8 protein-coding genes are annotated in these 14,225 nt (G+C 72.7%); 7 read left to right on the forward strand and 1 reads right to left on the reverse strand.

From position 1 onward, the window contains the following. The first annotated feature begins 151 nt into the window (after positions 1 to 151). The 5 genes from ACIQM0_RS22195 to ACIQM0_RS22215 all read left to right on the forward strand — a co-directional run bounded on the left by ACIQM0_RS22195 (position 152) and on the right by ACIQM0_RS22215 (position 10,564). Complete coding sequence (locus ACIQM0_RS22195; RefSeq protein ID WP_401289199.1) at positions 152 to 3,043, forward strand: protein kinase; 2,892 nt, start codon at positions 152 to 154, stop codon at positions 3,041 to 3,043. A gap of 130 nt (positions 3,044 to 3,173) precedes the next feature. Next, positions 3,174 to 4,835: a serine/threonine-protein kinase gene (locus ACIQM0_RS22200; protein WP_401289202.1), complete on the forward strand. Its 1,662-nt coding sequence runs from the start codon at positions 3,174 to 3,176 to the stop codon at positions 4,833 to 4,835. Between the two features lie 143 nt (positions 4,836 to 4,978). Continuing rightward, a complete protein-coding gene (locus ACIQM0_RS22205) occupies positions 4,979 to 6,607 on the forward strand; it encodes a succinic semialdehyde dehydrogenase (protein WP_401289205.1) in 1,629 nt (542 codons plus the stop codon). A gap of 51 nt (positions 6,608 to 6,658) precedes the next feature. After that, positions 6,659 to 8,527 (forward strand): GMC family oxidoreductase N-terminal domain-containing protein, encoded by a 1,869-nt coding sequence (locus ACIQM0_RS22210; RefSeq protein WP_401289208.1) that lies wholly within the window; start codon positions 6,659 to 6,661, stop codon positions 8,525 to 8,527. A gap of 291 nt (positions 8,528 to 8,818) precedes the next feature. After that, entirely contained in the window at positions 8,819 to 10,564 is a 1,746-nt protein-coding gene (locus ACIQM0_RS22215) for a peptidase (protein ID WP_401289210.1), read from the forward strand. Between the two features lie 310 nt (positions 10,565 to 10,874). On the opposite strand, the gene ACIQM0_RS22220 is transcribed toward ACIQM0_RS22215, so the two are convergent. Then, positions 10,875 to 11,222 carry a chorismate mutase gene (locus ACIQM0_RS22220; protein ID WP_401289213.1) on the reverse strand — a complete coding sequence of 116 codons (348 nt, stop codon included), beginning with the start codon at positions 11,220 to 11,222 and terminating at the stop codon, positions 10,875 to 10,877. 375 nt (positions 11,223 to 11,597) lie between these two features. Between ACIQM0_RS22220 and guaA the strand changes: the two genes are divergently transcribed. Beyond that, positions 11,598 to 13,184, forward strand: a complete 1,587-nt coding sequence (gene guaA, locus ACIQM0_RS22225; protein ID WP_401289215.1) for a glutamine-hydrolyzing GMP synthase — start codon at positions 11,598 to 11,600, stop codon at positions 13,182 to 13,184. Positions 13,185 to 13,383: 199 nt separating this feature from the next. Next, positions 13,384 to 14,154, forward strand: a complete 771-nt coding sequence (locus ACIQM0_RS22230; protein ID WP_401289218.1) for a class II aldolase/adducin family protein — start codon at positions 13,384 to 13,386, stop codon at positions 14,152 to 14,154. Positions 14,155 to 14,225: the final 71 nt, after the last annotated feature.

Genomic DNA, 14,225 nt, shown 5'->3' on the forward strand with positions numbered 1-14,225 from the left:
CCTTCCGCGCGGCCGCCGGTTGCCACGTATTGTGAGAGCTCGAAGACCGTACGCAGCCGGAACAGTAAGTCAATTGCAAGGTAAGTGACCGCAATTGGTGGGTTTCGTGCGGTCTACGTGACCGGGGGACAGCGCGCTCTGGGGAGGCGTCGTGGACGACTACGCGGGTCGGGTACTTGCCGACCGCTACCGCCTTCCGCTGCCCCCGTCCGATGCCTACGAGCTGGTCGAGACCCGGGCGTTCGACACCTACAGCGGACAGGAAGTCCTGGTCCGGCAGGTGCCGTTGCCGGAGGTCGTGGACGCGGAGGTGCTCGACGCCGACGGCCTGCCCACACCGGCCCGGCGCACCAGCGCGCGCACGGTGCGGCGGTCCACCGATCCGGCGGTCCGGCGCGCCATCGAGGCCGCCCAGGCGGCGGCCCAGGTGCCCGACCACCCGCGGCTCGACCAGGTCTTCGACGTGTTCGCCGAGGCGGGATCGCTCTGGATAGTGAGTGAACTGGTCGCGGCCCGCCCGCTGGCGGCCCTGCTCGCGGAGCGCCCGCTCAATCCGTACCGGGCCGCGGAGATCGGCTCCGACGTCCTGACGGCGCTGCGCGTCCTGCACGCCCACGGCTGGACCCATCGCAACATCACCGTACGGACCGTGCTCATCTGCGACGACGGACGCGTCGTGCTGACCGGCCTCGCGGCCGGGGCGGCGGAGGAGGCCCTCTGCGGATACGTGCCGGTGCCGCGCCCCGACGACGCCGAGGACGACGGCGAGTACGGCCGCCCCGCGGTGGAGTCGGGCCCCACGGGCCCGTACGTGCCGCCGATGGCCGAGACGGAGTCCGACGATCCGTACGCACTGCCGATGGCCGGCTACGCGTCAGGTTCCGACTCCGGGTCCGACGGCCCGTACGCACTGCCGACGGGCGACTCCGGCTCCGACTCGGACTCCGACTCGGACTCCGGCTCCGACTCCGCATACGACGACGACTACGAGACCGGGCCGCCCGCGCCCGACCCGTACCAGCCGCCCGACCCGCACGCGCTCTTCCGGCCGCCCGCGCAGTCGCCGCCCGCCGGGATGCCCGCTTCGCGCGGCCCCGCCGCGATCGGGTCCGGGCCGTCCGCGGGCGGTTCCGAGAGCCCGTACGGCGCCGGTGAGCTGGAATCCGTACGCCGTCCGACGCCGCCCGTGCCCGCTCCCGGGTCCGGCAGCGCCGCCCAGGCGCGGGCCGCGCGTGCGGGAGCCATCGCCGCGTACCGCGCGGGTGCCCGCGCCGCCGCGCGCATCAGCGAGGAGGAGCGCCGTGCCGGTGCCGACGAGGCGCGGGACACCGGCATCCTGCCGGTCCAGCGCGAGGGCGACGGCCCCGCCGGCCCGCAGCGGCCCGGCGCACTCAGCCCGTATGCGCCCGGCCACGACGGCGACGACCCGTACGACGACGAGGACGACGAGGACATCGAGGACGGCCGGGGCGGTGACAGCGACGGCGGTGGCCAGGCGCCGCCCCGGCGGCTGCACCTGACCGGCTCCTGGGACGACGGCCACGGCTCCGGGCGCCCGGTCTCCGCCGGCGGCTCCAGCGAGGACGCCCTGCGGGCCGACTCCCGGCGCCAGGGCACCACCCCGGCCGCACGGGCGCAGCCGCCCGCGGAGACCGCCCCCGGCCGCTGGGACGAGATCGTCGCCGGCAACCGCGACACCTCCGCCTACCGGGGCCCCGCCACCACCCTCGCCGCCGAGCGCGCACGGCAGGCCCGGATCGCCGTCGTCGGCGCCGTCACCGAGCGCTGGGCGCCCGAGCAGGCCGGGCCGGTCCACGAGAACTGGCGGCTGGCACCGCCCATCGGCCCCTCCACCGACCTCTGGGCGCTGGGCGCGCTGCTCTACCGCGCCGTCCAGGGCCACGCCCCGTACCCCGAGGAGAACGCCGCCGAGCTCGTCCAGATGGTCTGCGGTGAGCCGCCCGCCTTCGCCGAGGAGTGCGGCGCGCTGCGGCCCGTCGTCGAGTCGCTGCTGCGGCAGGACCCCACGGAGCGCCCGGACTTCGAGGAGCTGCGCGGCTGGCTGCGCTCCCTCGTGCGGGCGGCGCCCGAGCCGGAGGCCGGTTTCGACGTCGTGCCGCTGCCGTCCGCGGACGACACCCGGCTGCCCGTCGTGCGCCGCCGGGGCGAGCTCGTCCGCAAGCGCCGCGGCCGCCGCAACGGCGCGGCGCACGGCCGCCACCGCCAGGCCAAGGGGCGGCTGGAGGCGGCTGAGCCGGTCCTCGCGGAACCGCGCGAGCCCAGAGCCGTCAAACCGCCGCGTGAGCCCAAGGGCCCCAAGGCGCTGCGCACCCCGCCCCGCCCGCCGCAGGACGGACAGCGCGCGCCGCGACGGCTCGGCCGGCTGCTGCTCGTGCTGATACTGCTGGTGCTGGTCGCGGCGATCGTGTACGCCGTGATGTTCATGCCCAAGTCCGGTTCGCAGTCCGGCGCGGGCGCCAGTCCGTCCCGTACGGCGACCGGAGCGCCCGATCCCGGCCCCAGCGAGCCCGCGCCGTCCGGTTCGGGCGGTGCGCAGAAGCCGCAGACCAGCCGCTCCGCCGTCGCGCTCGCGTCCGGCTACGTCCTGCGCAAGGACGACGAGGGCTTCGAGGTCGGGATACCCAAGGGGTGGCAGCGCAGCCCCGCCAACACGGACCGCCAGATCCGCTACGGCAGCGACGGCTTCACCCTGCTGATCGTCCCGGGCCGCGACACCGTCAAGAAGAACGGCGCCGACCCGCTCGGCTACCAGCGGGACAAGGAACCCGAGTTGAAACCGTTCCGGGACTCCAGCTGGTCGTCCGCGAGCGGGCTGCGCCGGATCGACGTCGGCCGACAGGCCATGGCGGAGGGCCAGTTCACCTGGCAGGACAGCTCCGGACGCGAGGTGTACGTACGCAACCTCGCGATGGTCGTCGCGGGCCGCTACCACATCCTCCAGGTCATCGGCCCGGAGGACGAGCGCGACAAGGTTTCGGACATCTACCAACAAGCCATCGCCTCCTACCGTGTGACGCCCTGATACGCACGGGGACCCCAGAGCGACGGCCCGGCGCGACAAGCATCACAGTGCGATCTCGTGGGCGGTGCGAGGTTCCGTGGCCGCACCTCCTCTCCGTAACCTGTCATCCGAAGGAACGGGGCGGGTACACGTGGATCGATCACAGAACACCGACGCGGGACTGGTGCTGGCCGGGCGATACCGGCTCGGCGAGGTCCTCGGGCGCGGCGGCATGGGCAAGGTCTGGCGGGCGCACGACCAGGTGCTGCACCGCACCGTCGCCGTCAAGGAGCTGACGGCCGGGCTGTACGTCGCGGAGGCGGACCGGGTGGTGCTGCACGCCCGCACCCAGAAGGAGGCCCGCGCGGCCGCCCGCATCACCCACCCCGGCGTGGTCACCGTCCACGACGTCATCGAGTACGACAACCGGCCGTGGATCGTCATGCAGTACGTCGACGGACCGTCACTCGCCGACGCGGTGAAGGAATCCGGCGAGCTGGTGCCGCGCGAGGCCGCCAGGATCGGCCTCCACGTGCTGGGCGCGCTGCGCGCCGCGCACGGTGCCGGGGTGCTGCACCGCGACGTGAAGCCGGGCAACGTCCTGCTCGCCCGGGACGGCCGGGTGCTGCTCACCGACTTCGGGATAGCCGCGATAGAGGGCGACTCGACCATCACCAGGACCGGTGAACTGGTCGGCTCCATCGACTACCTGGCACCCGAGCGGGTCCGCGGGGGCGACCCGGGACCCGCGTCCGACCTGTGGTCGCTGGGCGCCACGCTGTACACCGCGGTCGAGGGCCGTTCGCCGTTCCGCCGCACCTCCCCGATATCCACCATGCAGGCCGTCGTCGCCGAGGATCCGCCGGCGCCCGTACGGTCCGGGGCACTCGCCCCCGTCATCACCGCGCTGCTCCGCAAGGACCCGGCGGACCGGCCGTCGGCCGAGGAGACGGAACGGATGCTGCTGGAGGCCATGGAGGGGCGCGAGCCCCGGGCGGCCCAGGCGTACGTCCCGACGCAGCAGATGCCGGAGGAGGCCCTGCGCGCGATGGGCCCCGGCGGCACGTCCGGCGGTACGGCTCAGCTGCCCTACCCCGCCGCCGCCCCGGCCCCCGGTCCCGGGTCCGCCCCGGTGACCCGGCGCGGCCGCGGCCGGTGGCGCACGGCGATGCTGGTCGTCGCCCTGGCGGCGCTGCTCGGCGGCGGCGCGGGGATCGCCGCGATGAAGTACCGGGACCGCCCGGACGACAACACCGCGAGCGGTGACACCGGAACCCCGGGCGACCGGTCGCCGGACCCGACCCCGCACAAGTCCTCGCCGAAGCCCTCCCCGAAGCCCGACCCGACGGCGAAGGGCGTACCGGACGGCTGGCAGCGGGTCCACGACCCGGCGGGGTTCAGCGTCGTCGTGCCGGACGGCTGGAAGCGCCGGCCGGCCGAGACGTACACCGACTACACCCCGGACGGCGGCGTGCACTACCTCCGCGTCAGCGTCGACGAGAAGCCCGACTTCGAGAACTCGTTCCAGCACATGAAGAACCTGGAGACGAGCCTGCGGACGCGGCTCCCGGCCTACCGGAACGTGAACATGGAGAGCAACTTCTACCGGGACCACCCCGGCTCGCTGTGGGAGTTCACCTGGACCGAGAAGGCCGGCGAGCCCCGGCACGCCATCGACCAGATGTACTACGCGGACGAGGGCGGCCCGGAGTACGCGCTGTACATGACGGGCCCGGCGGCGGACTGGGACACCACCCGCGACCAGTTCGACACCATGCTGCGCGGCTGGCGCGCCCCGGGCGACTCCGACTGACGCGGACGAGCCCCTGATCAGCGCTTATGCCGCCAGTGGTCACTGGCTCGATCGGCGCGTACCGCGACGGGCCGTTGTGGGGAGTGTGAAAACCTGTTACCCACGGGTACCCAAAGCATCCGGCTGGACGTACTCTCGGCCTCATGACGGACTCGCAGGCCTCCACGCCCACCTCCGCCGCCGGTGTCGGCACCAACCCGGTGGCGGCAGCGCCCGCGGGCGTGCGCACGGCTTCCGATGTCGTGACCCCCGAGGTGATCGCCCAGCTGACCCGTGGCGTCGTCGGCTCCGGCCGTACCGCCAACCACACCCCCTTCACCGGGGAGAAGCTGGCCGACCTGCCCGAGTCCACCCCCGAGGACGTGGCGGCCGCCTTCGAGCGGGCCCGTGCCGCCCAGCCGGCCTGGGCCGCGACGCCCGTCCGGGCCAGGGCCGCCGTGCTGCTGCGCTTCCACGACCTCGTGCTCAGCCGCCAGTCAGAGGTCCTCGACCTCATCCAGCTGGAGACCGGCAAGGCCCGTCTGCACGCCCACGAGGAGGTGATGGCGGTCGCCGTCGCGGCCCGGCACTACGGCCGCAAGGCCGGTTCGTATCTGCGGCCGAAGCGGCACACCGGAGTGGTACCGACCCTCACCAAGGTCACCGAGCTGCGCCAGCCGCGCGGTGTCATCGGGCAGATCGCACCGTGGAACTACCCCCTGGAGCTGTCCGTCGGTGACGCGCTGCCCGCGTTCGTCTCCGGGAACGCCGTGGTGATGAAGCCCGACACGGAGACCGCGCTGACCGGGCTGTGGGCCCGTGACCTGCTGATCGAGGCCGGACTGCCCGCCGAGGTGTTCCAGGTCGTCCTCGGCGACGGACCCGTGGTCGGCCCCGAGGTCGTCAAGCACGCCGACTACGTCTCGTTCACCGGCTCCACCCGCACCGGCCGCGAGGTCGCCCAGGGGGCCGCGGCCCGGCTCGTCGGGGTCTCGCTGGAGCTCGGCGGCAAGAATGCCATGCTGGTCCTGAAGGACGCCGACGTGGAGAAGGCCGCCGCGGGCGCCGTCCGGGCCTGCTTCTCCTCCGCCGGCCAGCTCTGCATCTCCATCGAGCGGCTGTACGTCCACGAGTCGGTCGCCGACGACTTCGTGGCGCGGTTCGCCGCCCGCACGAAGGCCATGCGGCTCGGCAACTCCCTCGCCTACGGGGCCGACATGGGCTCACTGGTCGGTGAACGCCAGCTGGAGACGGTCAGCCGGCATGTCACGGAGGCCGTCGAGAAGGGCGCCACGCTCGTCGCGGGCGGTGTCGCCCGCCCCGACATCGGCCCGCTCTTCTACGAGCCGACCATCCTCGACGGCGTCGAGGCGCCGATGGCCGTCTGCACCGAGGAGACCTTCGGCCCGGTCGTCTCCCTCTACCGCTTCCGTGACGAGGACGAGGTCATCGGCCTCGCCAACGCCACCCCGTACGGCCTCAACTCCAGTGTCTGGACCAAGGACGGCAGGCGCGGCCACCAGGTCGCCGCCCGGCTGCGGACCGGCACCGTCAACATCAACGAGGGCTACGCCCCCGCGTACGGCAGCGTGCAGTCCCCGATGGGCGGCATGAAGCAGTCCGGACTCGGCCGCCGCCACGGCTCCGAGGGCATCCTCAAGTACACCGAGGCCCAGACGGTCGCCCAGCAGCGGCTGATCCCGCTCGCCCCGGCCTTCGGGATGGACGACGAGAAGTACGCGGCGTTCATGAGCCGCAGCCTGAAGGCGATGAAGGCGTTCCGCCTGCGCTGACCTCTCTGCTCTGCCCGCAGCATTTCTGTCCTTTTCGTACCGAGGAGTGCCATGTCCCAGGACAGCCCTGCCCAGAATCAGGCCGGACCGGCCGGTGCGGCCGAGGACGACGCCGCCTACGACTACGACGTACTGGTCGTCGGTTCGGGCTTCGGCGGTGCGGTGTCGGCTCTGCGACTGAGCGAGAAGGGGTACCGGGTCGGCGTCCTGGAGGCGGGCCGCCGGTTCACCCCCGGCACGCTGCCCAAGAACTCCTGGGACCTGAAGAACTACCTCTGGGCCCCCGCCCTCGGCCTCTTCGGCATCCAGCGGGTGCATCTGCTCGGCAAGGTGATGGTGCTGGCCGGCGCGGGGGTCGGCGGCGGCTCGCTGAACTACGCCAACACGCTGTACGTGCCTCCGGCGCCGTACTTCGAGGACCGCCAGTGGGCGCACATCACCGACTGGCAGGACGAGCTGAAGCCGTACTACGACCAGGCCACCCGGATGCTCGGGGTCCGGCTCAACCCGACGACGACCCCCTCGGACGTCCACCTCAGGGCGGCCGCCGAGGCCATGGGCGTCGGCGACACCTTCCACCTCGCCCCGGTCGGCGTGTTCTTCGGCGACGGCAAGGACGCCGACGGCACGGCGAGGGCGAAGCCCGGCGGCACGGTCGCCGACCCGTACTTCGGCGGTGAGGGCCCCGCCCGCAAGGCCTGCACGGAGTGCGGCGAGTGCATGACGGGCTGCCGGCACGGCGCGAAGAACACCCTCAACGAGAACTACCTCCACCTCGCGGAGAAGGCCGGAGCGGTCATCCACCCGATGACCTCCGTCGTCGCGGTCACGGACGACCCGGAGGGCGGCTACCGCGTCACCACCGTCCCCACCGACCGCCGCAGGAAGGGCAGGCCGACGCGGCTGCGCGCCCGCCAGGTGGTCGTCGCGGCGGGCACGTACGGCACCCAGACCCTGCTGCACACGATGAAGGACCGGGGGCTGCTGCCCCGCATCTCGTCCCGGCTCGGCGAGCTGACCCGGACCAACTCCGAAGGGCTCGTGGGCGCGCAGACCTCCGACCGGCGGTACCGCAGGAAGCACGGCCGCAAGGCCGACTTCACCAAGGGCGTCGCCATCACCTCGTCGATCCACCCCGACGAGAACACCCACATCGAGCCGGTGCGCTACGGCAAGGGGTCCAACGCGATGGGCGGGATGACCATCCTCCAGGTCCCCTACGGCACCCACCGGGTACGGGGCTGGCTCGCCAACGTGGCCAGGCACCCGACGCTCGCCGTGCGCTCGCTCTCCAACCGGCGCTGGTCGGAGCGGACCATCATCGGGCTCGTCATGCAGTCGGTGGACAACTCCCTGACCTCGTACCGCAAGCCCGGCGGCATCGGGAAGGGCCTGCTCACCGTCCGGCAGGGGCACGGCGCGCCCAACCCGACCCAGATAGCGGAGGCGACCCGGAGCGCGAGCCTGCTCGCCGACGAGATCAACGGTTTCGCGGGCTCCAACATCGGCGAGCTGATGGGCACCCCGCTCACCGCGCACTTCCTCGGCGGCTGCCCGATCGGGGCGAGCGCCGAGGACGGGGTGATCGACGCGTACCACCGGCTGTACGGACACCCCGGCATCTCGGTGGTCGACGGTTCGGCGGTCTCCGCCAACCTCGGCGTCAACCCGTCGCTGACGATCACGGCACAGGCCGAACGTGCCATGTCCTTCTGGCCGAACAAGGGCGAGCGGGACCCCCGCCCCGCGGTGGGCGAGGCGTACGAGCGGCTGGCGGCGGTCGAGCCGCAGGCGCCGGCCGTGCCGAAGGAGGCGTTCGGCGCGCTGAGGCTGCCGTTCCTGGGGATGCCCGCGGTGCCGCCGAAGAAGGCCGGGAAGGCCGCGGAGACCGGGGAAGCCGGAAGGGCCGGGCAGGCCTGACCCGGAGCGGGACAGCAGAAGGGGCTGCACCCCCCTCCGAGTGCAGCCCCTCATGCTCTACCGGTGAAGCCGCGTTACGGATGTGACCGGTGGTTCCGCATGCATGACCTGCAAGGTGTCCCGATGGTTGTCCCGGGATTCACGGAATTCTTATGTGACGCCGCTCACGTGCGCGTCCGTGCTCAATCCGTGACCTGCGCCCGCGCAACTGTTCGTACGGGCCCGGGGTCGAACTCGTACCGCTGCCACAGCAGCCGCACAGTTCCCCCCCGACCCCCAGAAGGTCCCGCGATGACAAGCACGACCCCGAGAGCGGCGCTGCGCCGCGCCGCAGGTGGATTCGCCGCCGCCGGTCTGATGGCCGCAGGATCTCTCACCCTGACCGCTCCGGCGCAGGCCGCCGCCCCCGAGTTCACGCTCGGCGGCCCGGCCGAGACCGCGCTGCACCCGTACCCGGCGACGGGCGCTCCGCAGAAGGCGTCCCTCGACTTCACGGTCAACAACCCGTCCGAGGACGAGGAGAACGGGGCCTTCCAGGGCGAGTACACCGTCCGCTTCGACCTCAGCGGGATCGAGGGCGTCGCGGATGTCTCCTTCGACAACGAGGGCGGTGCCGACTGCACCACCACCGGGACGCGGGCCGTCTGCCACGACTGGGGCATCTTCCCGGGGCTGAGCACGCTCGCCGCGCTCGACGTCACCGCGGCCCAGGGCAGCGAGGACGGAGACACGGGCGCCATCGAGGTCACCGCGGAGGCGGACGGGGCCACGTTCACCTCGTTCACCGCCCTGGTCGGCATCGGCGGCCCCGACCTGTCGATGCAGCGGCTGCCCTTCACGACGGAGCTCGAGCCGGGTGACACCCAGCCGGTGCCCGTCACGTTCACGAACAACGGCACGCGCGCGGCCGACGGCGTGCTGCTCACCCTGCGGTACACCCGCGGCATGGAGTTCACCGAGCGGTACCAGAACTGCGAGTACAGCGAGTCCGACCTGGGCATGGGCAGTCCCGGTGCCTGGACCACCGCCCTGTGCTCCTTCGACGGCAGCTACGAGCCCGGCGTCGCCTACACGCTCGCCGAGCCGCCCGCCATCAGGGCCACGAAGCGCGCGTTCCACGACTCGTTCCTCTACCGCGTCGAGGAGAACGGCTCCGCCGCCCGCGCCGCGCAGCGGGCCGGTGCGAAGTACAGCCCCGGCAAGGGCGCCACGCTGGCCCTGCGCAAGGCCCCGGCGGCCCTGACGGCCGACCTCGACCCCAGCGACAACCAGCAGGACGTCGACTTCCGCACCGCCAACAGCGCCGACTTCGCGGCCTACGGTGACCGGGCGAAGGGCGACGCGGGCGACTCGGTCGAGGTGAACGTCGGATTCCGCAACCGGGGACCGGCGTGGATCGGGTACATCCGCTCCGGCGAGGACGTCGCCACCGTCGACGTCACCGTGCCCGAGGGCGCCTCCGTCGTCACCAAACCCGGCACCTGCCGCGGCGTGACGGCCGACGGGGAGTACCGCGAGGACCAGACCGCGGCCCCGCGCTACTTCTGTTCCACCCCGATGTCCGTCCGTGAGGACGCCGACTTCGCCCTGCCCTTCGAGCTGAAGATCGTCAAGAGGGTCGAGGGGGCGTCCGGCAAGGTCGTGGTCCGCAACACCCACCTCGCGGAGCCGAAGCTGCCCTTCGACCCCGAGCCCGCCAACAACACGGCCTCGCTGGTGCTCAACGCCGGGGACTCCGGCTCGGGCGACTCCGGAGCCACCACCGGCGACGGTGACGCGGCATCGGGCGGATCGGCGGCCACCGGCGGTTTTGCCGGCGGAGCGGGCGACTCCGGCGGCAGCGCGTCGGGGAGCTCCGGCGGCACGGCCGGCTCGTCCGCGGCCGGCTCGTCCTCGACGGGCGCCACCGGCGGTGACTCCGGCGGCGGCCTCGCCGCCACCGGCTCCGTCGCCCTGACGACCGGCGTCGCGGCCCTGGCCGCACTGGTCGCGGGCGGTGTCCTCCACACGGTGTCCCGCCGCCGCGCGGCCCGCTGAACGAAGCCGGACAGCAGAGAACGGCCGGCCCCGGGCGTCCCCGGAGCCGGCCGTTCGGGTGACCGGGCTGCTGTCCCCTGCCGACCGGTCACGCACGCCGGTGCGCGGTCCCACGGCGTACACGCGGTACGCCACACGCCCCGGCGGAGCCACGCGTGGTTTCTTCCACCGCCGCCCCTGGCTGGCACGGACACCGGGACCAACGAAGCCGCGCCGGGCCCGGTCACGCGCCGTACGGGTGAGAGTCCGCCCGAACTGGGATACGCCCCTGCAGCCCTGCGGCGATACGGGCCGTCCGGCCTGCCGCACCTCACACGCGGCCGCGGCACAGCTCCAGCAGCGTCATCGCGAGGGAGGTGCCGGGCTTGCCGAGCGCGTCCCGGTACTGGCCGAGGATCTCCATCTCCCGGGAGAGGTTCACCCGGCGGCCCCCGGAGGTGATCCGGGCCTCCTGGATGACCGAGGAGACGGCCATCCGCTCCTGGACGAGACCGATGATCCGGTCGTCGAGGGCGTCGATGCGCGACCGGGCGTCGCCGATCAGGGACGCGGCCTCCTCGGTGTGCGCGCCGGTCTCCTCGGTGGCGGTGCGGACGGCGGTGGTGCGGACGGCTGCGGTGCGGACGGTGGCGGTCGGGTCGGTGGCGGTGCTGCTCATGGTGGGTCTCCCGGTGGGGTGCGGCTCCCCGCGGGCCGACCGGGCCCGGAACGCCAGAACGCCCCGGGCCTGTCGGCCCGGGGCGCCTGGAACGTTGCTTGTCAGTTGCTCAAGCAGCACGACCATGGCAGCCGGCGGGCCGGTTGCCATAGGTAAAGACGAAGATCGTGTGCTGACGCATGGGACACAGTATGGACCGGGCGGCGGACGGGAGCCAACGCCCGGCCCGGATGCTGAGACGGTCGTACGCCTGTGCCCCCGGACGGTGCGGGGGCGGCCGGGCCCCGCACCCCGTACCCGGCGCGACGAGGAACGCCCCCGGCCGCCGGTAGAATCGGGAGGACCGACCCCCCTCCACCGCCGGAAGGCCGCCCCGTGCCAGCAGCACCCCCCGCCGCCCCCGACACCACCACCGACGTGGTCCTCGTTGTCGACTTCGGCGCGCAGTACGCCCAGCTCATCGCCCGCCGCGTCCGTGAGGCCCGGGTTTACAGCGAGATCGTGCCGTCCACGATGCCGGTGGCCGAGATGCTGGCCAAGAACCCCCGGGCGATCATCCTGTCCGGCGGACCGTCCTCCGTGTACGCCGAGGGCGCGCCCTCGCTCGACCGTGCGCTGTTCGAGGCCGGGGTCCCCGTCTTCGGCATGTGCTACGGCTTCCAGCTGATGGCCACCACGCTCGGCGGCACCGTCGACGACAACGGTGCCCGTGAGTACGGCCGTACCGCGCTCGCCGTCTCCAAGACCGGCTCGACGCTCTTCGAGGGCACCCCGGCCGAGCAGTCGGTGTGGATGTCGCACGGCGACGCCTGCTCCGCCGCCCCCGAGGGCTTCACCGTCACCGCGTCCACCGACGTCGTGCCGGTCGCCGCCTTCGAGAACGACGAGAAGAAGCTCTACGGCGTCCAGTACCACCCGGAGGTCCTGCACTCCACGCACGGCCAGCAGGTGCTGGAGCACTTCCTGTACCGCGGCGCGGGCATCGAGCCGAACTGGACGACCACCAACGTCGTCGAGGAGCAGATCGCCCTCATCCGCGAGCAGGTCGGCACCAAGCGCGCCATCTGCGGCCTCTCCGGCGGGGTCGACTCCGCGGTCGCCGCGGCCCTCGTGCAGAAGGCCATCGGCTCCCAGCTCACCTGCGTCTACGTCGACCACGGTCTGATGCGCAAGGGCGAGACGGAGCAGGTCGAGAAGGACTTCGTGGCCGCGACCGGCGCGAAGCTGAAGGTGGTCGACGCGCAGAAGCGCTTCCTCGACGCCCTGGCCGGCGTGTCCGACCCGGAGCAGAAGCGGAAGATCATCGGCCGCGAGTTCATCCGCGTCTTCGAGCAGGCCCAGCTGGAGATCCTCCAGGAGGACGGCCCCGAGGTCGCCTTCCTCGTGCAGGGCACCCTCTACCCGGACGTCGTCGAGTCCGGCGGCGGCACCGGCACCGCCAACATCAAGTCCCACCACAACGTGGGCGGGCTCCCCGACGACATCGAGTTCCAGCTCGTCGAGCCGCTGCGCCAGCTGTTCAAGGACGAGGTCCGGATGGTCGGCCAGGAGCTCGGCCTGCCGGAGGAGATCGTCCAGCGCCAGCCCTTCCCCGGCCCCGGACTGGGTATCCGCATCGTCGGCGAGGTCACCAAGGAGCGGCTCGACCTGCTGCGCGACGCCGACGCCATCGCCCGCGAGGAGCTGACCGCGGCCGGCCTGGACCGCGACATCTGGCAGTGCCCGGTCGTCCTGCTCGCGGACGTCCGCAGCGTCGGCGTCCAGGGCGACGGCCGTACCTACGGCCACCCGATCGTGCTGCGCCCGGTCTCCTCCGAGGACGCCATGACGGCGGACTGGTCGCGACTGCCGTACGAGACGCTCGCCAAGATCTCCACCCGGATCACCAACGAGGTCGCGGACGTCAACCGCGTGGTCCTCGACGTGACGAGCAAGCCGCCGGGCACCATCGAGTGGGAGTAATCCCCCTCCCGGTTCCGTGCCGATGCCGCCGTCCGTTCCCACGGGCGGCGGCATCGCCGCGTTCCCGCCCCGAATCGATGCACCGTGCCTCTGGTCACCTGCGGCAACCGGCGGTAACTTCCGATCCCGTACCACTGATCTCCTGCGCCCGATCCCGTACGACTGATCCCACACGCCCGGGAGCCCCAGAGGAGCCGCCATGCCCGAGCCCACACCCATACCCGTGGAACAACTGCACTTCGCGATGCCGCCCGTGCACGCCTCCGCCGGCGACGAGCGCGCGTACCGCAAGGAGCGGCTGGCCGGGGCGCTGCGGCTGTTCGGGGAGTACGGGTACGAGGACGGCGTCTCCGGGCACATCACGGCACGCGACCCGGAACTCCCCGACTGCTTCTGGGTCAACCCCTTCGGCGCCCCCTTCGAGGGGCTGCGGCCTGACGAGCTGATCCTGGTCAACGGGGAGGGCCAGGTCGTCGAGGGCCGCCACCACGTCAACCAGGCGGCGTTCGCCGTCCACGCCCAGGTGCACCGGGCCCGCCCGGACGTCGTCGCCGTCGCGCACACCCACTCCGTGCACGGCCGCGCCCTGGCCTCGCTCGGGGAGCTCATCGAGCCGATCACCCAGGAGTCCTGCGCCTTCTACGAGGACCACGCCCTCTACGACGCGTACACGGGGGTCGTCGTGGACGAGGAGGAGGGGCGCCGGATCGCGGCCGCGCTGGGCGCCCGCAAGGCGGTCATCCTGCGCAACCACGGGCTGCTGACCGTGGGCGACTCGGTGGACGCGGCCGCCTGGTGGTTCCTCACGATGGAGCGGTCCTGCCAGGTGCAGCTGGCCGCGCGGGCGGCCGGGAAGCCGGTGCTGATCGAGCACCGGGACGCCGTCACCACCCGGGAACAGCTCGGCAGCGACCTGGTCGCCTGGATCAACTACCAGCCGCAGTGGCAGCGCATCGCTCGAACGTTCTGACGATCCCGGCCGCCCGCTGCGCCCCGATGCGGGAGCAGCCCTCCCGGTACGGCACAATTCGCAGCAATCAC

Origin of the sequence: Streptomyces sp. NPDC091387, from assembly GCF_044756945.1 — a bacterium.
Taxonomy (GTDB): domain Bacteria; phylum Actinomycetota; class Actinomycetes; order Streptomycetales; family Streptomycetaceae; genus Streptomyces.

Bases quoted from the DNA above. Each gene is read 5' to 3' on its own strand.
- ACIQM0_RS22205 (WP_401289205.1), top strand. From the start codon at position 4,979: ATGACGGACTCGCAGGCCTCCACGCCCACCTCCGCCGCCGGTGTCGGC.
- ACIQM0_RS22210 (WP_401289208.1), top strand. From the start codon at position 6,659: ATGTCCCAGGACAGCCCTGCCCAGAATCAGGCCGGACCGGCCGGTGCG.
- ACIQM0_RS22215 (WP_401289210.1), top strand. From the start codon at position 8,819: ATGACAAGCACGACCCCGAGAGCGGCGCTGCGCCGCGCCGCAGGTGGA.
- ACIQM0_RS22220 (WP_401289213.1), bottom strand. From the start codon at position 11,222: ATGAGCAGCACCGCCACCGACCCGACCGCCACCGTCCGCACCGCAGCC.
- ACIQM0_RS22230 (WP_401289218.1), top strand. From the start codon at position 13,384: ATGCCCGAGCCCACACCCATACCCGTGGAACAACTGCACTTCGCGATG.